25 protein-coding genes and 1 pseudogene are annotated in these 20,546 nt (G+C 42.7%); 12 read left to right on the top strand and 14 right to left on the bottom strand.

Going from position 1 to position 20,546, the window contains the following annotated elements:
- The first annotated feature begins 56 nt into the window (after positions 1-56).
- The 3 genes from ABMB67_RS01855 to ABMB67_RS01845 all read left to right on the top strand — a co-directional run bounded on the left by ABMB67_RS01855 (position 57) and on the right by ABMB67_RS01845 (position 2,384).
- Complete coding sequence (locus tag ABMB67_RS01855; RefSeq protein WP_354570929.1) at positions 57-500, top strand: hypothetical protein; 444 nt, start codon at positions 57-59, stop codon at positions 498-500.
- Between the two features lie 137 nt (positions 501-637).
- Positions 638-1,723: an isocitrate/isopropylmalate dehydrogenase family protein gene (locus ABMB67_RS01850; RefSeq protein ID WP_354570928.1), complete on the top strand. Its 1,086-nt coding sequence runs from the start codon at positions 638-640 to the stop codon at positions 1,721-1,723.
- 181 nt (positions 1,724-1,904) lie between these two features.
- Entirely contained in the window at positions 1,905-2,384 is a 480-nt protein-coding gene (locus tag ABMB67_RS01845; RefSeq protein ID WP_251222278.1) for a metal-dependent hydrolase, read from the top strand.
- Between the two features lie 481 nt (positions 2,385-2,865).
- Here ABMB67_RS01845 and ABMB67_RS01840 read toward each other — a convergent pair whose 3' ends face one another.
- The 4 genes from ABMB67_RS01840 to ABMB67_RS01825 all read right to left on the bottom strand — a co-directional run bounded on the left by ABMB67_RS01840 (position 2,866) and on the right by ABMB67_RS01825 (position 5,852).
- A complete protein-coding gene (locus ABMB67_RS01840) occupies positions 2,866-3,828 on the bottom strand; it encodes an NAD(P)H-binding protein (RefSeq protein ID WP_354570927.1) in 963 nt (320 codons plus the stop codon).
- Entirely contained in the window at positions 3,825-3,992 is a 168-nt protein-coding gene (locus tag ABMB67_RS01835) for a hypothetical protein (RefSeq protein ID WP_354570926.1), read from the bottom strand. The genes ABMB67_RS01840 and ABMB67_RS01835 overlap by 4 nt, the downstream gene beginning before the upstream one ends.
- A gap of 201 nt (positions 3,993-4,193) precedes the next feature.
- A complete protein-coding gene (locus ABMB67_RS01830) occupies positions 4,194-4,733 on the bottom strand; it encodes a TetR/AcrR family transcriptional regulator (RefSeq protein ID WP_354570925.1) in 540 nt (179 codons plus the stop codon).
- Positions 4,734-4,964: 231 nt separating this feature from the next.
- A complete protein-coding gene (locus ABMB67_RS01825; protein ID WP_354570924.1) occupies positions 4,965-5,852 on the bottom strand; it encodes an AraC family transcriptional regulator in 888 nt (295 codons plus the stop codon).
- A 208-nt stretch (positions 5,853-6,060) separates the two neighbouring features.
- On the opposite strand from ABMB67_RS01825, the gene ABMB67_RS01820 reads away from it, so the two are divergent.
- The 3 genes from ABMB67_RS01820 (at position 6,061) to ABMB67_RS01810 (ending at position 8,107) form a co-directional block, all read left to right on the top strand.
- Positions 6,061-6,816 (top strand): SDR family NAD(P)-dependent oxidoreductase, encoded by a 756-nt coding sequence (locus tag ABMB67_RS01820; RefSeq protein WP_354570923.1) that lies wholly within the window; start codon positions 6,061-6,063, stop codon positions 6,814-6,816.
- Between the two features lie 330 nt (positions 6,817-7,146).
- On the top strand, positions 7,147-7,617 hold the full coding sequence (locus tag ABMB67_RS01815; RefSeq protein ID WP_251222272.1) for a hypothetical protein: 471 nt from the start codon (positions 7,147-7,149) through the stop codon (positions 7,615-7,617).
- Positions 7,618-7,717: 100 nt separating this feature from the next.
- Positions 7,718-8,107, top strand: a complete 390-nt coding sequence (locus tag ABMB67_RS01810; protein ID WP_251222271.1) for a hypothetical protein — start codon at positions 7,718-7,720, stop codon at positions 8,105-8,107.
- A gap of 154 nt (positions 8,108-8,261) precedes the next feature.
- On the opposite strand, the gene ABMB67_RS01805 is transcribed toward ABMB67_RS01810, so the two are convergent.
- Complete coding sequence (locus tag ABMB67_RS01805; protein ID WP_354570922.1) at positions 8,262-9,251, bottom strand: tRNA dihydrouridine synthase; 990 nt, start codon at positions 9,249-9,251, stop codon at positions 8,262-8,264.
- A gap of 130 nt (positions 9,252-9,381) precedes the next feature.
- The gene (locus ABMB67_RS01800) at positions 9,382-9,858 is read right to left on the bottom strand and encodes an SRPBCC family protein (RefSeq protein WP_354570921.1); all 477 of its coding nucleotides are present in this window, start codon (positions 9,856-9,858) and stop codon (positions 9,382-9,384) included.
- A 383-nt stretch (positions 9,859-10,241) separates the two neighbouring features.
- Between ABMB67_RS01800 and ABMB67_RS01795 the strand changes: the two genes are divergently transcribed.
- A complete protein-coding gene (locus ABMB67_RS01795; RefSeq protein ID WP_354570920.1) occupies positions 10,242-10,460 on the top strand; it encodes a hypothetical protein in 219 nt (72 codons plus the stop codon).
- A 45-nt stretch (positions 10,461-10,505) separates the two neighbouring features.
- Positions 10,506-10,718 carry a hypothetical protein gene (locus tag ABMB67_RS01790; RefSeq protein WP_251222267.1) on the top strand — a complete coding sequence of 71 codons (213 nt, stop codon included), beginning with the start codon at positions 10,506-10,508 and terminating at the stop codon, positions 10,716-10,718.
- Between the two features lie 30 nt (positions 10,719-10,748).
- Here ABMB67_RS01790 and ABMB67_RS01785 read toward each other — a convergent pair whose 3' ends face one another.
- The 3 genes from ABMB67_RS01785 to hemB form a co-directional block, all read right to left on the bottom strand.
- Positions 10,749-11,942, bottom strand: coding sequence for an MFS transporter (locus ABMB67_RS01785; protein ID WP_354570919.1), 1,194 nt, complete (start codon positions 11,940-11,942; stop codon positions 10,749-10,751).
- A gap of 290 nt (positions 11,943-12,232) precedes the next feature.
- Positions 12,233-12,478 (bottom strand): membrane protein insertion efficiency factor YidD, encoded by a 246-nt coding sequence (gene yidD, locus ABMB67_RS01780; RefSeq protein ID WP_251222265.1) that lies wholly within the window; start codon positions 12,476-12,478, stop codon positions 12,233-12,235.
- The gene (gene hemB / locus ABMB67_RS01775; RefSeq protein ID WP_251222264.1) at positions 12,478-13,467 is read right to left on the bottom strand and encodes a porphobilinogen synthase; all 990 of its coding nucleotides are present in this window, start codon (positions 13,465-13,467) and stop codon (positions 12,478-12,480) included. Before hemB ends, yidD begins: the two co-directional genes overlap by 1 nt.
- Before the next feature lie 170 nt (positions 13,468-13,637).
- On the opposite strand from hemB, the gene ABMB67_RS01770 reads away from it, so the two are divergent.
- From ABMB67_RS01770 to ABMB67_RS01755, 4 genes are all read left to right on the top strand, one after another.
- Complete coding sequence (locus ABMB67_RS01770; protein WP_354570918.1) at positions 13,638-14,414, top strand: GTP cyclohydrolase II; 777 nt, start codon at positions 13,638-13,640, stop codon at positions 14,412-14,414.
- A 12-nt stretch (positions 14,415-14,426) separates the two neighbouring features.
- Positions 14,427-14,816, top strand: a complete 390-nt coding sequence (locus ABMB67_RS01765; protein ID WP_354570917.1) for a Fur family transcriptional regulator — start codon at positions 14,427-14,429, stop codon at positions 14,814-14,816.
- A 122-nt stretch (positions 14,817-14,938) separates the two neighbouring features.
- Positions 14,939-15,235, top strand: a complete 297-nt coding sequence (locus ABMB67_RS01760; protein WP_349775602.1) for a hypothetical protein — start codon at positions 14,939-14,941, stop codon at positions 15,233-15,235.
- A gap of 18 nt (positions 15,236-15,253) precedes the next feature.
- The gene (locus tag ABMB67_RS01755; RefSeq protein WP_349775601.1) at positions 15,254-15,550 is read left to right on the top strand and encodes a hypothetical protein; all 297 of its coding nucleotides are present in this window, start codon (positions 15,254-15,256) and stop codon (positions 15,548-15,550) included.
- Positions 15,551-15,637: 87 nt separating this feature from the next.
- Here the strand turns inward: ABMB67_RS01755 and ABMB67_RS01750 are convergent.
- From ABMB67_RS01750 to ABMB67_RS01730, 5 genes and pseudogenes are all read right to left on the bottom strand, one after another.
- Positions 15,638-16,398, bottom strand: a pseudogene (locus tag ABMB67_RS01750) (ABC transporter ATP-binding protein).
- On the bottom strand, positions 16,370-17,185 hold the full coding sequence (locus ABMB67_RS01745; protein ID WP_354570916.1) for an ABC transporter ATP-binding protein: 816 nt from the start codon (positions 17,183-17,185) through the stop codon (positions 16,370-16,372). Before ABMB67_RS01745 ends, ABMB67_RS01750 begins: the two are co-directional and overlap by 29 nt.
- Complete coding sequence (locus ABMB67_RS01740) at positions 17,178-17,975, bottom strand: ABC transporter permease (RefSeq protein ID WP_354570915.1); 798 nt, start codon at positions 17,973-17,975, stop codon at positions 17,178-17,180. Before ABMB67_RS01740 ends, ABMB67_RS01745 begins: the two co-directional genes overlap by 8 nt.
- On the bottom strand, positions 17,968-18,909 hold the full coding sequence (locus ABMB67_RS01735) for an ABC transporter permease (RefSeq protein WP_251222258.1): 942 nt from the start codon (positions 18,907-18,909) through the stop codon (positions 17,968-17,970). The genes ABMB67_RS01740 and ABMB67_RS01735 overlap by 8 nt, the downstream gene beginning before the upstream one ends.
- Positions 18,910-18,912: 3 nt before the next feature.
- Positions 18,913-20,499, bottom strand: coding sequence for an ABC transporter substrate-binding protein (locus ABMB67_RS01730; protein ID WP_354570914.1), 1,587 nt, complete (start codon positions 20,497-20,499; stop codon positions 18,913-18,915).
- Positions 20,500-20,546 lie beyond the last annotated feature (47 nt).

Here is a 20,546-nt window from a genome sequence, read left to right as displayed (position 1 = left end):
TTCCATCTAAAGTGGAGCGCCTGTTTTATCAAAGCGGAAAAAGGAGGGGGAATGAGATGAACAGCCGGTTTGCGCTATTGATCAAAATCATGTCCGCCATTATTTCATCAGTCGCATTTAGTGCTGGGATGTCATGGTTAAGCTATACACCGCCGGACGAAAGGGCTGCCGAGGTATTGTACCATTCATTTATGACTTTATTTGCGTTTCTTTTCCCTTCTTCCTTCTTTCTGTTTTTTATTTTCGGAGCCATTTTCTCAACCTGGGTCGATCATAGATTTTCCTATTATCGAAAATGGACAGGAATGAAGAAGGCTGCGATCGTCATCACCGTGTATGTGGGAATCGGGCTCGTTGGAGGACTCGCGCTCTCTTTGCTATCACAAGCTGTCTTTCTTTCATTGACGATTCCAGGTGCACTGCTTTTTCTGGTAGTACAAACCCTTCTCCAGTACAGCTTTTCCGCATTATCATTATCGCAGTCAGCCAGGCGAAACTAAAAAGGATCTGCCCCTTTGGCTGCCTGCTTTATTTTTCATTCAATATAAGTAAAAAATTGGTTTATTAATTCAGAAAATTCTGTAATAATGAGAGGTGATCGTAAAGACTAATAGAAAGAGTGAGGTTTTCAATTGCAGTGTTACCAGGTGATGGCATCGGGAAAGAAATAATGGAGGCGGGCGTCAGCGTCTTAAAGGCCGCTGAAGAAATCGTTTCTGGCTTTGAGCTTGATTTTGCTCACTTTGACGCAGGAGCCGAGCACCATAAACGGACCGGCACCGCTTTACCGGAAGCAACCTTTGAGGCGTGCCGGTCAAGTGATGCGATCTATTTAGGAGCAATCGGACTACCGGATGTCCGGGAATTCCCCGGAGGGCCGGAAGTCAGCGGACAGGTGATGTTTAAGCTTCGCTTTGATTTAGATTTATTCGCGGGAGTTCGGCCAATCAAATTATATAAAGGAATTGACAGCCCGCTGCGTGATATGGAGAACATTGACTTTGTTGTGCTGCGGGAAAACATCGAAGGTTTGTTCGCTTCCTACGGAGGTGGCACGCTCGTTTCAGATGAAGTCGCCACAGATACGATGGTGATCACAAGAAAAGGGACCGAAAAAATTGTTGATATGGGCTTTCAGCTTGCTTTAAAACGCGGCGGTCGCCTTTTAGACCAGAAGCGGGTCGTCACATGTACGGATAAAAGCAACGTCTTTCGTTCGATGGCCTTTTTCAATAAAGTCTTTCATGATGTCGCCGATCGTTACGAGGGGCAGGTGGAGAGGGACCACGTTTTAATTGATGCGATGACGTTGTTAATGGTGCAGCAGCCGCAAAATTATGATATTATCGTAACCGAAAATCAGTTCGGTGATATTATTTCTGATTTAGCAGCAGCATTAGTAGGCGGGATGGGGATGGCGCCATCAGGAGATATCGGTCATAACCACGCGATGTTTCAACCAGCTCACGGCTCTGCGCCAACGATTGCCGGCAAAGGAATCGCCAATCCGCTGGCAACAATTTTATCAGGAAGCATGATGCTCGATTGGCTGAGTGATCAGCATAGCTGCCCGGAAGCGAAAAAAGCCGGCGAATTGATTGAGCAAGCGGTTGCCAGAACAGTCAAACGCGGTGTAAAAACGGTCGATATTGGTGGAACAAGCACGGCAGAAGTGGCCGAGAACATTATTGCCCAAATGAAAGCACATGCCCAGCTACTATAAAGGGAAACAAAGCCTTCACCCGACGAGCAAAAAGGGTGGAGGCTTTGTTTGAGGCTTTTTTAAACTTGATCAAAAAGGCACTTTATTAACAAAGAAAAAATAAGGTATAATGTTGTTTTCTGTTGGCATTTAGTAACAGATAAATATATTATGTAAACTAAAGAAACATCGAGGTGGAAAGATGAAGGGAACAACGCATATAATCGGCGGCCTGGCAGCCGCTGTCATCACAACACAAGGATTTGACATTTCAGTACAACAGCCGATGATCTTTTACAGCTCAGCACTAATCGGCGCCATCATACCGGATATTTGCCATCCGAAATCGATGCTCGGAAGACGGATACCGATCATTTCAAAAAGCATTCACCGCGTTTTTGGCCATCGTGCGATCACACACAGCTTGCTTTTTGTCATCGGTTTGGCCTGGCTGTTAAATCAATTGTCATTTGGCTTTGCAGCAGATCTTCAAGCCGGCATTCTGGCAGGAGTGATCAGTCATATCATTCTTGATGCGATGACGCCGCGCGGAGTGAAATTGCTGTATCCATTGCAAACGAGCTTTCAATTGCCATTACATAACCACACAGGATCTAAGCTAGGCGAAACGATAATTGGCGTAAGTTTACTTTTTCTTACAGTCGCATTGCTCGCTGTTTAACATTTTCTGTCTCAAAAACATAAGTTAACTTCGTGATTGAGACAGAAAATAAGAAATCATAACTGCTTCCGATAATATATATTATGTAAACTAAAAAATGATTTTATTTTTCATCTTCCTTCTTCTCTACATAAGCACCTGTTACTTTAACCAGTATCACCTAACATACGTTGTAAATGAAGAGATTTTTTATTAAATAGCACTTCCATATCCATAAGCAATAAACCATCATCAATAATAAGTTTTTTCATTATCGCCTAACGCCTACCTATTTTTTCTTAAGGTTAAGCCGCCGTTAGTGAAACAAAAGCTGAAAGACAATTAATAAAAATATGGGTCCAAATACGATAAACATTCTTACTTTTCCACTAACCTGCGCGTAAGTTTCATATCTAAAGAAGCGAACAGGAGACATTCCCAGCATAAGAAGCATTCTTGGGTGTGCCCGATATAGGTACGCGTACACCCAAGAAGCCACCATTCATTTTTTATCGATTTTACGATTCATTAAAACGCGTAACGTTTCTTCAATCCCTTGCCTATAAGGGGTGGCCGGTATCGGGCCGATACGATTTTCGTATTTTTCTCCGCTTAATACAAATCCTTCTTTTGTAAGGTACATAATTTCAACGACTTCTCTCATAAATGAACTAAACAACCCCATAAAACGAACGGTAGTTTTAGTCAATGGAATGACCATTTTACGGTTACTCGTTACCTCACGAGCGATCTCGATGATTTCTTTGCCCGAAATCAGCCCAGCTCCGGGTATATTCCAGTTCTCTCCGTATGCATCATCTTTCTCCGCTATATTCACAATCATTTTGCCTGCATCCGGTAAATAGACATATTCCCTCGGAGTTTTCAGGTTGCCAAAAAAAATCGATACTTTTTTATTTGCCATCCCTTCTAATGTTGGCTGCATGTATGAGCCTTGGGAGGTTGCTCCGTAATAATCCGGAAGTCTCACAATTAAAGCTTTAGCGTTTTGCCATTTGTTACTGAATATTAACTTCTCGTAATCTACCCTTAGCTTTCCCTTTTTCGTATGGGGGTGTTTAGGATGACTTTCATTCCCTTTCGCCATTTGGTATCCATACACGTAAATTCCATCAACAACGACGATTTTAGCTCCTAAACTATCGGCAGCTTTCATCGCACTTTCTCCAAACAAAAGAAGTTTTTCTTCCATATCCTGATACGCCACACCAGAACAGAGAAATAGTATTTCTGCCCCTTCTGCTGCGGCTACAATTTGTTGATAATCAAATATATCTCCTACTTTGTAGGACAATCTCTGATCATACTGATGCTTTTTCATTAATTCCTTTAATTTTGTCTCAGTGCGTGCAAAAGCAACAACTTGGATGTCTTTTGCTAATAGTTCAGTTATGATGACTTGCCCCGTCGCTCCAGTTGCCCCTAAAACAATCGCTTTTTTCATTTTACTAACTCCTTTATTAGTGATTGATCAATAATTAACCGGCGTATGAATGTTACTGGATTTAATGATTCTAAGAATTGAGCTAAAGCAAGAAATACAAGAGCAAGCCATCGTTTCGGGCTGCGCTCATTTGATTTGGTATGAGGGTGAACACCCGTATTCATTTTTCCACACTCCTTTTTTATTAATTGATTGGATTACGTTTACCTGAATGGTTCAACAAGCAAAGGGTAAAGCCATTAAGAACTGTTCATTGATTGTCCTCCTTCTTATTCATCTTCTCTGCATTATCATCAATTAAAATTTTATTGATTAATCAATAACAAATATGCAGAAAATAGGCTACAGCAGTCTTTTTAAATTTTTCAACGATTATCTATCGGTGAGTTCTTTGGCATATCGCCAAAGAACTCAGGAAGATCTAAGAAATAAGAAATATTACAGAGCATGCCCATTGCAATTGAGAAGGTAGCGTTTCTTTCTGCGTCGTCTATTCCTGCTTGCTTGAATTTTTCCAAAAAGATATTCCTCATACGAACCAATCCTGATTTTACTACTTTTTGAATGGCTTCTTCTGTGATTGAAATCGCGATTACTTGCAACGCCACTTCATTAGGATTAGATACCATTAATTCTTCATAGGCTTTAACCATCTCTTTACCCACTTCTTCGTGAGCGGCTTCAACATTGTGAAATGTTTTAAGAATTCTCTCAAAAGCTCTTTCCAAAGCTGCAATAAATAAATCTTCCTTTGTTTTAAAAAAACGAAATACGTAGGGCTGGGAAATGCCTGCTTTTTCTGCGATATGTGCAGTCGTTGTATTGTAATACCCTCGATTCGCAAACACTTCTAAACCAGCTTCAAGGATTTCTTCTTTACGGCTTTCCCACTTCGGTTTAACCATGATATAAACTCTCCTGTACTTTAATTTAACGGCAAAAATGTTATTGATCAATTACTAATGTAACTGACCTTTCCAATAATTTCAACCCCTTTTTCTACAGAATATATTTTTGGGCTAATGGTAGGCCGGATAAATAAGCCGCTTGATCCCATTTCCTCAAATTCCTCAGTTCCGCAATTTGAATGGAATTGCCATTCTCTTTGTCTGATTTCCCTGCTTACGAAACCGAGGCTAATCTCTTGCGCCTTCGATTCGTCTTAGTTTCTCGGTATCCCGAGCTGGCGATGTACCGAAGAAGCGGGAGTACTCTCGGTTAAACTGTGAAGGACTCTGGTAACCAACTTCATATGCGGCACTGGCTACTGCATAGCCTTCAAATGCAATGAGGTTTCTAGCCTCCAGCAGCCGTAATTGCTTTTGAAATTGAATCGGACTTAAACCCGTTGCCTGTTTAAAATGACGGTGAAACGTATTGATAGCCATACCGGATTTTGATGCCATCTCGCCGATGGCTATTGGCTTCTTATAATTATCGCGAAGCCATTGAACAGTCTGAGAAATCTTGGAGAAATTGCTTTCCCGCAAGCCAAGCTGCCTCAAATACCATCCTTGGGGGCCCATCAGAACACGATAAAGGATTTCTCGTTCATAGGCTGGCGCAAGAGCCGGAATATCTCTTGGTGTTTTCGATAATCGCAATAACCGAAGCCAAGCCTCCATCAATTCAATGTCTATTTCACAAGCGGCGAACCGTTCAGAAGCAATTGGCACTAAATCTTCAGGAAGATCTCTTAATAAGCTCTGAAGAACATGCTGATTCAACTCAAGACCGAGAGCCATATATGGACGGCCATCACGGTCTTGATGTACACTTCCCGTTGCAGGAACATGTAGCGGAAGCACATGATAGGAAGGGCCTTCCAAGGCAGTGCTGCGATTCCCAATTGAAAGAATCTTTGTTCCTTGAACCGTAAAACCAATCATCGGCTTGTAAAGCGCTGCGAGTTGATGTGCGGGAATGTCTCCCTTAATCATGCTCAGCCCCGGCACTCCAGTTTCGAGTGGTCGAGTGCCTGCTCTTTTCATTAGATCGATAATTTCATTTTTAACGTTATTCATACGCAAATTCTATCACACGCCTTTCTATTCCTCAATAAAGCGCTGAAACAATTCGGCATTTTTAAACTCTCCTAATAAGGTAGCCCGGAGATGATCCGGACGTATCATCGGTGTTTTTAGGCAATAAAAAGGCAGGATTGAATCTATCTGGCATCAGTAGAAACGACTAAAATGGAAGCCAGGTCGACAACAAAAAAGGAGGATAATTATGAAAATCGCAATCGTAACCGGAGGAAGTAACGGCATTGGAAAAGCAACCGCGCTTGAGCTTGGTAAACGTGGAGTCGGCGTCATTCTCACATACCATTCCTATCAGAACAGAGCGGAAGCTGTCGTTAAGGAAATTGAGAAGAACAAAGGAGTTCGGGCAGTAGCACTAAAACTGGATCTGTCCCACCTATCGTCATTCGAAGGATTCGTTCTGGAAGTTCAAAAGAGCCTCCAGGAAATTTGGAACAGAACGACTTTTGATTATTTAGTCAATAACGGTGGTGTTGGTGGTCCAATGTTGTTCGCTGATATGAGCGAAGAGTATTTCGACAAGATTCTTAATACAAACTTCAAAGGACCTGTTTTCTTAACTCAGCATCTAGTCCGATTCATGGATGATGCCGGGGCCATCGTAAATACGACAAGCACAGCCAAGAACCAATCCTTTCCCGGCTACTCCGCATATGGATCATTAAAAGCAGCATTCTCTTCGTGGACCAGGTACATCGCCAAAGAGCTTGCGCCACGAAAAATTCGGGTTAACGCCGTTTCTCCTGGCCCTACGCACAGCAATTTCGGCGATGGAGCATTCGATAAACATCCTGAATTCATCCAGCCTCTGGCAGAACAGTCTGCATTCGGCAGAATCGGCAAACCCGAAGATCTGGCCAAGGTCATTGTAAACCTATTGTCCGATGATTTCGGCTGGGTTACAGCCCAGGACATTGAAGCATCAGGCGGACATTTGCTCTAAAAATATATTGGACGCCATGCTAAGGATGGCCAGAACGGACGGCAATGCCATATCTTCTCAGACCTGCTAACAAGCAGGTCTCTTCTTCTCAAATAATTCAGTTTGATTAGGTAATACCACCCACTATTACAAAGCAAATAGCATGCGGACAATGGTTTGAAAGCCGACTGTCTCCAGACAGAATTTTGTATTATTCTCAGGAGCAAAAATTCGCACAGCATATCCGCCATTTTCTTGCTTCCCCGATAAAATAAAATATACTAACTTTCAAAAAGTTATCCTTTATTAAATGCTATGATATAAAGCAAAGCGTAAATAAGGAGGATGACAGTGAAAAAAGTCTTCTCGTTTTATTTGACAGTGATCGTGTTTCTTTCAGCATGCAGCACGCAACAGCAAGAAGCGAATGTCATCATTTTAGAAAACCATCTCTCGCCTGTGGATGTGCAGCTTATAGGACATGACAGCTTGTACGCTCAAAAAATTTTAGATCGGGAGGCTTTGGCTATTTTTCTTCCTCAAAGCCTTACTGATGTTGACAAAAACAATTGGGAAGATCAAGGGTTTATATATGTGGAAACACTAGAATCTTCTACTTGTCCTAAAAACATTAAAGAAGTGTCTTTTGCGGAAGAAGCCGCACTCATTGATTTGCAACTTGAGGCGCAAAGGGATCATTGCACGGATGACGCCGTCACCAAACTCTTTCTTATCCAAATGAATAGCGACCTTATAAAAAAAGCTGAACAGATTAAATTAGGCGATACATTAGCCTCCTTTCAAGAAGGAAAAACAGAATGAAATAGAAATTGACTGGAATAATTCTCTTTTTTACGTTGATCTAATTGGATGCTGTGACTACTTGTCCTCTTGTTTCAAATTTTTAAGCTGGAGTGATCGTATGTATCGAAATTTTCTTTATCCAATTTCCCTTACATTATTTGTCTTTTTATTAGGCTGGTTATTAGAATGGAGAAATCGAATGCCCTTAAGCTTTGATGACCCTGAACAAAACTTAATGGTTATTACCTCCTGTTTCGTTCATATATTTTTTGGGATTTCTTTGGGATCCTTCCTTCTGATCCGGGAAAAAGAAAAAAATGGTACGTGGCGCTTTCATTTCTTGCAGTTCGTACTAGGTGGAGTCATTCCGTTTACCATCACCATTACGGTAACTCTACTGATTAGCTTTGGAACCATTAGATATACTAATATTAATAGCGGATTAATAGAACAATTTATGCTCATTTTTCTTGGTTTTTATTTAATGGTATGCATGAAGAAAGATTAATTTTTCTTATTAAGATAAGGGCGAATGGAGGATAATGGCTGAAATACGTTTCCTATCGTTTCCTATTCATGCCTAATCAACCGCAGAAACCAAAATTGACTGGCAGGAATCCGGTTCAACACCGGCTTTCCACCAGCCAAGTAACTGTTCGCTTTTATGAGGAGTGAATGTCCATTTCTTCAAGCTGACTTGCTTCAAAGCGATCGAGCATGTCGCGGACTTCCTCTGTTGACTCTGTGTTCATGAGCTGATTTCGTAAGCCGCTTGCGCCGCGAAATCCTTTGACATAGATCTTAAAAAAGCGATGAAGAGCTTTAAACGGCCGCAGGCCCAAATCTGCGTATTGATCATGGAGGTCGAGATGCAAGCGCAAAAGATCAAGCAATTCCTTGCTGCTATGCTCTTTCGGCTCCGTTTCAAAGGCAAACGGATTGGCGAAAATGCCGCGGCCAATCATAACCCCGTCAATATCATATTGGCGGGCGAGCTTCAACCCGGTTTGACGATCCGGAATATCGCCATTGATCGTCAAGAGCGTATTGGGTGCTATCTGATCGCGGAGCTTCTTAATCTCGGGAATCAGCTCCCAATGAGCATCCGCTTTGCTCATTTCCGCTCTTGTCCGCAGATGAATGGAAAGATTGACAATATCCTGTTTCAAAATATGCGTCAGCCAATCGCGCCACTCGTCTACATCGGTGTACCCAAGCCGGGTTTTGACACTTACGGGCAATCCCCCTGCTTTGGCAGCCTGGATTAATTCTGCTGCCACTTCCGGCCGGCGAATAAGGCCGCTTCCCTTTCCATGCTGGGTGACATTAGGCACGGGACATCCCATGTTAATATCAAGCCCCTTGAACCCAAGCTCTGCCATCCCAATGCTCATTTCGCGAAAGCTTTCAGGCTTATCTCCCCATATATGAGCGACAATCGGCTGTTCATCCTCAGTATACGTCAAACGCCCGCGCACGCTTTGTTTTCCCTCTGGATGACAATAGCTATCACTGTTTGTGAACTCCGTAAAAAACACATCAGGTTTGGCCGCTGCGCTCACAACATGACGAAACACAACATCCGTCACTTCTTCCATTGGTGCCAGTATAAAAAAAGGTCGTGGTAACTCACGCCAAAAATTATCGTTCATCCTAAACTTCCATTCCTCTCATGATGGGATGAGCAATAAACCCCTCAACCCAAAATTAAAGGCAAACCACCCTTGCCTCTTTACACTTATACCATGCTTACACACGTTTGATCAAACGGATCGCAATGGATTATGGCTGCATAAATTTCTTTTTGTAGAATTCACGCAGTTCAAGGGCATTATCTGGCCATTCTATTGCGCGACCATCGATTAATTGGCCGAGGGCATCGAGGCATCTGTGCCATCCGGCGGCCGTATATAACGCCATTTCGCGATCATCAAACGTATGCCTGAACGTCAAGGTCGATCCTTGCTCCGTGGCATCGATCTGGATCTCCAGCAAATCATCGATTTCTTGAAAAGAAATGGCATGGGGAGGATGGAATTCGGTAATAACAGCCTCATAAAGTGACCCTTCCCCATCAACGAATGTTATCTTTCCACCAATGGTAAGATCCATTTCTCCAGTTGCGAAGGGGTACCATTGGGTAAAATAATCAGGCTCTGTGATAAAACGAAATACCTTTTCAGGGCTAAATGAATAGTTGCGCTGAAAAACCAAAACAGGTCTTTCCTCTTTCTCCTCAAGATTGCCGTAGGTACTCATGAATGCTGCCTCCTAGTCGTAGCTTCCTCTTTTATGGATAACCATATTCTTGCACATTCTTATCTGTCATTCAACTACTCTCCGCCTGTCATTGAGCCTCTCAAGCTGAAGCCCGAATAGTAGACATGTTTAGCACAAGCGAACCTACTCGGGCCTTTATTTTCATAACAATAATTCGGAATTATCAGACATTAGGAATAGGTAGAAGGATTGGAGCGGCCTTCCTTTTCCTTCTTTTCACCAAACGTAATGGTTTTCTCGGTAGGAAAGCCCCGTCGTTTAAACGACCATCTACCCTTGTGAGTATGTGAGCATTTGATTATGATTTGAGTATAAAAAGCAGGTATATTACGGGAAAGGAGGTTGATCCTGTGAGAAAGAAAATGATCGTAACTGTTCTGATCCTCGTGCTCTCGCTTGCTCTTTTCGCTTCCAGTGCTTCAGCTAACTACACGTATTGGTTCAATGACGGCAGCAGTTCCTGGAACCAATTGTACTATACAGATGGAAGTGGTGCTTATGGCTTGCCTTACTATATGGGTGGCACTGGCACGATCTATGACTTCAGCTCCACGCATGAAATTTTCTACCTTCCGTACTAACCAATCAGAATGAATCGGGCCAAAAATTTCAATGAGGTGAAAATGATGAGAAAAAAACTGATGTTGCTTGTTGGAGCGGCGATTCTTAGTTTGACCTTGTTTGCCTCCAGCGCTTCCGCAAGTGGTTTCAGCTATTGGTGGAATGACGGCTCCTCCTGCTGCTCGCAGCTGTATTACTCACCAGGAAATGGCCAGTCGGATATCCCAACGGGTCTGTATATGGATTCCAACGGGGGCATTTATTACTACGCTTTATAATAAGCATCTTGAGGCATGAGAAGCCTGCCGTTAACGTTCGGTTACTGACCGTGAGTTGACGGCAGGCTTTTTATCTACAGAAAGTGTATAAGAAAATAGCATGGAAATGATCGATATACAGGATAAAACCAACAAGACGGTTTGGATGCCGTAGCTGTCAGCGATTCTGCCTAATACTGGCGCGAAAATTCCCCCTGCACTTACTGCAACCCCAAGCGTAATTCCTGAAGCCAGACCAAGCCTGTTTGGCAAATATTTTTGCCCTAAGACGACCATTGAACTGTAGGGCATAAAAATAAAGATCCCCGCTAATAGGATGAATCCTCCTGCTAGAAGTGGTGAATCGGTTGCCGACAGGAGAAACAGGATGGGCACTAATAGGGCAAAGCTTATTCGAATAAGTTTAACAAGTCCGTATGTATCAGCTATTCTTCCGCCCATTATCGTTCCCAGCGCGCCGAACAATAAAAACAGACTCAATAAGACATTGCCTGAACTGCCCGATTGAAGGAAAACAGAAACCCAAAGAAGTGGAATAAACGTGTTTAAGCCATAAAACACGATCGAACGAACACAAAGAACAATGCTTAAAAGGGAAAATGGCTTCCACTGATCGATTTTGATTTCATCAGGACGCGTACGTTCCTTCTTTTCCATACCATCGTTTTTCGTAACAGGTTTGTTTAGCGGTCTCATCGTAATCAAGCCCATGATAATAGCAGGGATGATTAATGTAAGAAGCCCTTGGAGCCCCCATAGAAGAACAGAGACAGTGACAACAATGGGGCCAAGCGCAAAGCCCATTGTGCCTCCCAATGAAAAAACACTCATGCTTGTGGCTTTCTGTTCACCTGATGTCATGTGGACGGTCTTTGCTGCTTCGGGATGGAAGATGGCGATGCCAAGCCCGCTCATCATAACCGAAATAAAAATAAGCCAATAATTCGATAAAAAACCGATAGCCGCTAAGCCCCCGCCGCTGAGCAGCAATCCCAGTGGAACCATCCAGCCTTTAGATGCCTTGTCGGAGTATAGCCCTATTAAAGGTTGAAAGATAGAAGATATGATATTTGCCGCCAAGATTAAGCCGGCGGCCGCCGTGTAACTAAACCCGTAATTCAAAATTAAAAAAGGTAATATGGCCGGAAGAGCTCCTTGATTCATGTCGCAAAACAAATGACCCGCTGCCATCGTATACGTTTTTGAATTTACATGCCTGTACATGCTACCCTCCCTTTTTGAATGGGATGAAGCTGCTTTGATTCGTTTCATATAAATAGATACAAAACATATCGAGAAATGCCCTCACCTCCACTATATCCTTTATTATCAATAAAAGGAAAGGCTTTCAGAAGCTTAAAGAGGAAATTTGCAGGTACATAAAATTCAGAGCCACTCAAAATGATCGGGGAAGCGTTTAACTACTTGATCATCACTTGCTCCTGCAACAAAAAATCCTTTTTGACTGGAAACACACTATCGGAAAGAGTCAAAGCGAACTTCATACGGTCGGTTCATCTGAAGCTTCTCCCGGTTCTTTTATCTATTTTCTTCGGGACGGGGTCCACCCCACCTGGATGAAAGGGATGGCATTTCAGTAAGCGCTTTGTAAGCAGCCAACCGCCTTTTAGAAAGCCAAATCTTTGAAAAGCTTCTATTCCGTAGTGTGAGCATGTCGGATAAAATCTGCAAGTTGGTGGGAACAGCGGCGATATCGCCTTTTGATACGGACGGATCAATAGAATAGCCAGCTTTTTCATTACTCTTTCTCCTCCATAAGAAATCTTGCGATATCCTTTGCAAAGTATGTCACAATAAGGTCAGCACCGGCCCGCTTCATTGAAATCATGCTTTCTAATACAGTGCTTCTTTCGTCTATCCAACCATTTTGCGCGGCAGCCTTTATTTGGGCATACTCCCCGCTTACTTGATAAGAGATGAGCGGAATATGGAACGAATTGCGCATATCTCTGATAATATCCAAATATGGAAATCCCGGCTTAATAATTAAAAAATCTGCCCCCTCTTCAACATCTGACTGTGCTTCGCGAAAAGCCTCTAAACGATTGGCCGGATCCATCTGATACGTGCGCCGATCACCAAAAGCTGGTGAATTATCCGCTGCATCATGAAAAGGTCCATAATAACTTGAAGCATACTTCACTCCATACGACATGATAGGAACATTCTCGTAACCATGCTCATCCAACGCATGACGGATATACGCGACAAACCCATCCATCATACTTGACGGTGCTAAAATATCAGCCCCGGCCTCAGCTTGTGACAAGGCCACTTTTGCATGAATGTTTAATGACTTATCGTTATCGATTCTGCCGTTAACCGGTATACCACAATGTCCATCTGTTTGGTAGTGGCAAATGCATGTATCCGTAATAACCACCAATTCAGGATATAAAGCTTTTATTTGTCGAATAGCTCGTTGGACAATTCCATCTTTTGTATACGCTGAAGTTGCGAGGTCATCTTTCCAGCTTGGAATGCCAAAAAGAAGGAGTGCTTTCAATCCCAGTTGTTTTAACTCCCTCACTTCCTGTTCTAATAAATCGATTGTCAGCTGGTACACACCAGGCATCGAAGGTACTTCTGTTCTCAAGCTGACCCCCTCTTGTACAAAAAGAGGAAAAATTAAATCCGCCGTACTAAGCCTGGTCTCCTGCACTAAATTTCTCAGAAATGTCGATGAACGTAATCTGCGATGACGTTTAAATGAAAGAATTTGATTCAATATTGTTGCACCACTTTCCTTTATGAGTTATTGTTAAATCGTAATGATTACTATTTTCAAATTAAATTATAGCTAAATATGTTGAGGAGCGCAATGTTCGTACTCGAAAAAGGAAGGGAGAAATAAATCAAATCTCGTGATCCTCGATCAAAATAAAGGAGAGAACGTAGTTGTCCAAGTCTACTATGAAGCATTACGACGAAATTGCAAATAACTATCTAAACAAAGTGTCTTCACGCTCAGGCAGCCTTTTGCTGTTAGGCCCTGTTCCTCTTCCTCTTGATGTAAACGGTAAAACCGTTTCGTTCAACTGGTACACATGGATTCATCAGACAGAGGAATGTAAGGAATTATCAGTTCAGGAATCGATAAAAGTAGTACAAGGAATTTCAATGGCGGATAAGCAGGTATCATCCGTGTTGGTTTATGGAGATTTTGAAAACGCGGAGCAGGCTTTTGTTCGTTTTCATAGTATTTGCCACACAGGAGATGTCTTCGGAAGTCAAAAATGTGATTGCGGGGAACAATTTAGAGAAGCGAAGCAGATGATTGTGGAGCATGGCTGTGGGGCGATTTTTTATATCGCCAATCAAGAAGGCAGAGGAATCGGATTATTTCATAAGGCAATGGCCTATTTATTGCAACAGCAGGGTATGGATACCGTTGAAGCAAATCTAGCACTCGGATTTGATGACGATTTACGAACATATGAGGAACCGGCGGCTATTTTAAAGTATTTACGGAAGCGTCCGATCGATTTAATGACGAACAATCCGCATAAATTAGAAAAGCTTCAGCAGGCCGGAATTTGGATAAACAAGCGGATCCCAGTTTGGTGTTCGCTTACGCCAGACAACGAACGATATATTCAAACGAAAATTAAGCGCTCGGGCCACCTTCAAAGTGAAACGAATCCAGACTTTACTTATAGCAACATGAGTAAATAAGGATATAAGAAAATGGAAAAACAGACGGAATTAGCTTTGGCAAAGCTGAAAGCAAATGGAATACGAATAACTCCACAAAGGCTGGCGATCTATCGTAACTTACTAAAAAAAGAGCATCCGACTGCGAACGAATTGTATCAATCAGTGAAAGTTGATTTTCCGAGTGTCAGCTATGCAACAGTTTATAACACGCTTCGATCTTTAAAAAAGAAAGGAATAATAAAAGAGCTGAATTTCGGTGAAACGATACATTATGATGCCGTGACAGATCACCATTATCATGTTATTTGCACGACATGCGGGAAGGTCGTTGACTTACATTATCCCTACTTAGAAGAAATTGACCAGTATGCAGCGAAAAGAACAAAGTATAAAATCACCCATCACCATTTGGTGTTTTAACAAAGTATAAAATCACCCATCACCATTTGGTGTTTTATGGAATTTGTAAAACGTGTCAACTAGCATCCCCTGTATATGGAACTAGCCAGCGTATGTAGCAATATGAAAAGGAGGAAAAAATAATGAGCAACCAATGGGATGAGCGTTTTTCTAAGCAAGAGTATGTGTATGGAACTGAGCCTAACGCCTTCGTTCAAGCTGTTTTACCTGACCTCCCTTCTTCTTGTGAAGTGTTGTCTCTTGCTGAGGGAGAAGGTCGGAACGCTGTTTATGCAGCACAATTAGGTCATCGTGTCACAGCATGGGATTATTCGACTGTGGGGTTTGACAAGATGCACCAGTTAGCTGATTCCAGAAATGTAAAAGTAAAAACTGAGTTGGTTGATTTAACTCAAGAAATCGACTATAAGAAACAGTAATGGGACGTCGTACTCAATGTGTTTGGTCATATCAGTGATGCCGATTCCCGTAAAAAGCTAATGAATGGAATAAAAGAAATGCTGCGCCCCGGTGGTACATATATTATGGAAGTTTACTCAGATCAACAGCTCCCTTATCAAAGTGGAGGTGGAAACGATATCCGTTTACTTTACACGCCTGAGGAAGTTTTAACCGTCTTTGCCGATTGGCATTTCAAACATTTTTATTATGGCGAGGCTGTACGTCATGAGGGTAATTTACACACGGGCTTGGGGCATGTTATTCAAACCGTCGTTCATAAGCCTATATTGTAATGATTAAAATTTCTAGCTCACAACCTTCTAACCTTATGTCTGTAAAACCGGCACCTTTAAAGAGCGTGCCGGTTTTTTTAATCATGATTACTTTAAATGGACTGAATGAATTAATTTATTTGTATAGCTGCTTCGTTCTGGCCGGTGCCAATCGGCGGCTTTAAAGAAGTCCATTTTTTTACCGTCCTTCAGCACTAAAACCGTATCACACAATTCAAATACTAAGGAAATATCATGGGAGACAAATACAATGGACAGCTGCTTTTCCGTAACGATCTTTTTTAATAAATTTAGGATCTTTATTTGCGTCATCATATCGAGGCTTGTTACAGGTTCATCGCAAATTAAAATGTCCGGTCTGGCAAGCAAAGCGCGGGCTATGCAAATTCGCTGTGCCTGGCCGCCGCTTACCGTCCTGCTTTTTGTTTTAACAGATCCTTTTCTAAATTGACTTCCTCTACTATTTCCAACAATTGTTGGTTTCTCTCTTCTTTCGTCAAGGTGAAGAAATTAAGCAGTGGTTCCTCTAATACTTGTTGGACCGTTTGCTGTGGATCCAAGGAGGAAAAAGGATCTTGAAATACTACTTGAACAAGCTTGCACAACCATCTTCGATCTTTAACTGTCGCTTGAACGGGTCTTTCTCGGATGGACAGCTCTCCTTTTATTGTAGGGTGAAACCCTGATAAGACACGTGTCAGTGTACTTTTTCCACTTCCTGATTCTCCAACGATTCCGAGCTTCTCGCCTTTTTTCAAGGTGAAAGAGAGATCGTGCAGCACTTTCTTTTTTTGATAGGCTGCCGTCAAATTTTTCGCTTCAATGATCACTGGCTTCCCTTCTTTCATAAAGTCTGGGAATTTGTTTCCATAATTCTTTTGTATAGGGATGGTCCGGTTCGTTTTTTATCTTGGTCAGTGCGCCGGCCTCTACAATTTTTCCCTTTCTCATGACAGCTACTTTATTTGCAAGCTTATTAACCAACCGCAAGTCATGTGTGATAAACAAGATCGACATACCGTTCCTTTTCTTCAACTGTAATAAGTGGTTGATAATAAGTTGCTGGTTAATGGTATCAAGACCAGTGGTCGGTTCATCGGCGATTAACAGGCGCGGCTTCCTTAAGAGCGCGAGCGCAATCATCACCCGCTGATTCATCCCTCCGCTTAGTTGGCAGGGGTAGGCGTTGGCAATTTGATCGGGCTCAGGAAAGTTCATATCATCTAATTGCTGCAGGATGCGGTTGTTCATTTCTTTCTTGCTTTTCATTCCTGTACTTTTAAGCTGTTGGATCATTTGTGACTTGATCTTTAAGAAGGGATGAAGAGCCTGGGTCGGATTCTGATAGATCATCGCGATTTCTTTGCCGCGGATGTCCTGCCAATGCTTTTCCGATAATGTTGTTAAATTTGAAGGGCATGCTTCCAGTTGAACGTTTCCTGAAATGTTCCACTTTCTTTTAGCGAGCAGCCCCATAATCGCCCGTGAAGTAAGGGACTTCCCGCTTCCCGATTCTCCAACCAGACAGAAAACCTCATTTTTATTAATGTTAAAGGTCACGTCATCGATTAACCGGTTTTCCCCTAAATCAACGGAAAGGCGGCTGACTTCCAGTAATGCGTTGCTGCTATTCACGTGACTGTAACCCCCTTCCGATCAAATAAAAGAGCATGACGAAAACGGTAATGGCAGCTGCAGGAATCAGGGTAATCCAAGGAGCGATCTGTAAATAACTTTTTCCATCGAACATCATACTCCCCCATTCCGCCAACGGAGGCTGTGCGCCAAGACCAAGAAAGGACAGACTTGACATAAGCAGGATAACAGCCCCCATATCTAAAAAGAAAAGCTCCCGCACAAGCGGCTTCGTATTCGGAAGCAAATGACGATAGATCAGCTTGCCTCCAAACGAGCCACTTAATTGTGCAGCAAGCATATAAGGCTCTCGGCGAATCGTAATGCCGACACTCCGGACAATTCGGGCATATTGAACCCACCAGGAAATCGAAATGGCCAGAAGTGTATTAAGTAGGCCGGGACCAAGTAAGCCGGTTATCGCAATCGCAAGAAGCAGGTTCGGAATCGAGCTGAACGCATCCATCACAGCTGTCATCGCGCTATCCACCTTCCCTCCTACATAGCTGCTAACAAGTCCAAACAGACTACCGATGATAGCAGAAATGACTAAGACAAGAAAAGGAAAAAGCAAAGTAAACGGCGCCCCGTATACTAATCTGGTCAGGACATCACGGCCGAGATGATCTGTTCCGAACCAGTGAAGGGAGCTTGGCTTTTGAAGCTTGTTTGAAACATCGACATGATAAGGATCATAGGGGGTGACGATCATAGCGATCACAATAGCCATCAGCAATAGTGCACAACAAAGGGCCGGCCGCCTCCATCGTGATTTCTCTATCTTAATCATTTTCTTCCCGTATCCCCTTTCTCGGGTCGACCATATATAGCAGCAAGTCGATTATCAAGTAAAGGATCATCGTAAAAAACGCCATGCTCATCGTAAATCCAATGATAACTGAGTAGTCTCTTGCCGAAATCGAGCTAATAATATAACTGCCAAGCCCGGGTAAGGCAAAGATATTCTCCGTGACGATAATCGCGCCCCAAAGTGAACCGGTACTCGAAGCGATTATTGTTAACATCCCGTGGATACTCGGCTTGAGTAATGATGTGCCATATAAACTGAGCCGCTTTGCCCCTCTCGCCCTCATCGCTTCAAAATACAAACTTCCCATCACTTCTCCAAAGATTTGCCTGAATAACGGAACAAACATCGCGACGAGAGACAGACTAATCGTAGCAACAGGCAAAATAAAATGAACCGAGGAATCATTCCCAAAAACAGGTAACAGCCTCAAATGAATCGAGAAAAAAAGCACAAGCAATAAACTGATGAAATAAGTAGGAAGTGAAGAGAGGAAAATGGCTATGTTCCGCACCCATACATCCCATTTGCTATCTTTATACAGAGCGGCAAAGAACGCCAGAAGCATTCCGACAGTAATGGAACCAATTAAGGAAATCAAAATAAGGCTTAAAGAATGCCCCGATCGGGAGCCAATTTCCTCCATAACCGGTAGACCCGATTGATAGGAGAGACCAAAGTCGAGCCGGGCCAAATTTCCTATCCACTCCCAATATTGCTGAAACAAGGATGCATCCAGTCCCAATTCTCTCCTTATTTCGTTAAGCTCTTCCTCATTTACTGATCCCCCACGCTGTAAAAGAATCACCATTTCTGGTGATCCCGGAATGAAGCGTACAAGAAAAAACAAAAACATACTTAACAGAAACAGGGAGAGAATGATAATAGGGACTCTTCTAGCAATAATGCGGCCCATTTGTTAATTTTCCTTTTTCAGCTTATTCCATCGTACAGGGTGATCACTAATGGCACCCCAGCCGAACCCTTCCAGTCCCGCGTCACGGACCACAATTTCATTTGGATAGAACAAAGGTACCGTTACGGCATTGTCATGCATATAAGATAGCACTGTATTATAGGCAGCTTGGCGATCCTCGTCGCTTAGCGCTTTTGCGGCCTCGTGAATATGCTCTGAAAGTGTCGGATCAGTAAAGCCCACTCCCGTCCCCTGTTCATTGATTGTAAAAAGTGCATCAAGGAAGCCTTGAGGGTTCAGCCCGTCTGCGTATGTACGATAGATAAAAAGATCGTAGTCCTGCTTTTCCCATAGGTTATCGTAATAAGCTGCCGATTCCATACTATCCAGTGTCACTTCAATTCCAGCCTGATTAAAATCACTTTGAATCATTTCAGCAATTTGTTTCCACTCTGGAAATTCTTCTGTTTGCAAAACAAGTTTTAGCTTTAGCTGATTGTCATCCTCCCCATATCCAGCCTCTCTCAACAACTCTTTTGCCTTATCTAAATCATAAGCGTATCCAGGACTGTTCTGTTCGTTTACAAAAGGGACTGTTTCGGCAAATAAGCCTTTTGCCGCGTTTCCATTTTTATCAAGCAACTCATTCGCAAGGCTTTCTTTATCAATCGCAAAATTTAAGGCTTGTCGTACTTTTACATCCTGTAGCGGCTCTCTTCCGTTGTTCATTACGAGAAAGTAGCTCATCGTTCCGGGCTTAGACTCGACCTTGAACTGATCATCATCTTTAAAAGTACGTAAAGCCTGGTACGGGATTTTGCTCATTTCTCCCCCGGCCAATTGGATACTGCCTTCCTGCAGGGCTAAGGACCGAGTTTCCGGATCCGGGATGACCCTCCAGACCATTTTCTCGATTTGCGCTTTTTCTCCCCAATAGTTTGGATTTGGGATGAACGTTGTTTCTTTATCTTTTAGGTAATCGTCGATTTGAAACGGTCCCGTTCCAATTGCGTTGACAAACTCTCCATCTGGATCACCGGCAGGCTCTACTGCATTTGGGCTCATGATCCGTAAAGGACGGGCAGCAGTTAATTCATTTAAAATGTCAGCACTTGGTTCTGAAAACGTAAGCTTGATCGTATAATCATCTATTTTTTCGACAGTTTGCAACGTAGACACTGTTTTTAACCAATCATGCTCCTGTTTTCCTTTCCAGCGGTTAATCGAAAAGAGCACAGCGTCACTATCCATTTTCGATCCATCTGAAAAATAAACATCCTCGCGTAAATAAAAAGTATACTGCTTGCCATCTTCAGATAGTTCCCAAGCTTGAGCAAGAGCCGGTTGTATGTCACCCTTTGGTCCATATTCAACCAACGGTTCATAAATAGCTGTATAGGCCGACATCGCTCCATCATACGAAGCGGCATCAAGCTTATCCGCTCCCGTGTCAGTCGCAATCGCAACCTGTACCGTCTGTGAATCTTCATGTAATGCCGGCTCTTCTGCTGCATTCTCTTTTTCGGAACAGGCTCCTGTAAAAAATAAAATAAATGCCATCAAAACAAAATAGTAACCTTTACTCTTCATGATGTATCCTCCTGAATCTTTTATTGAAAATAGGAATCATTACGTTT

Source organism: Halalkalibacter oceani (assembly GCF_040544555.1).
In the GTDB taxonomy this organism is placed as follows: Bacteria; Bacillota; Bacilli; order Bacillales; family Bacillaceae_D; genus Halalkalibacter; species Halalkalibacter oceani.
This window is presented reverse-complemented; position numbering and strand designations above follow the sequence as displayed.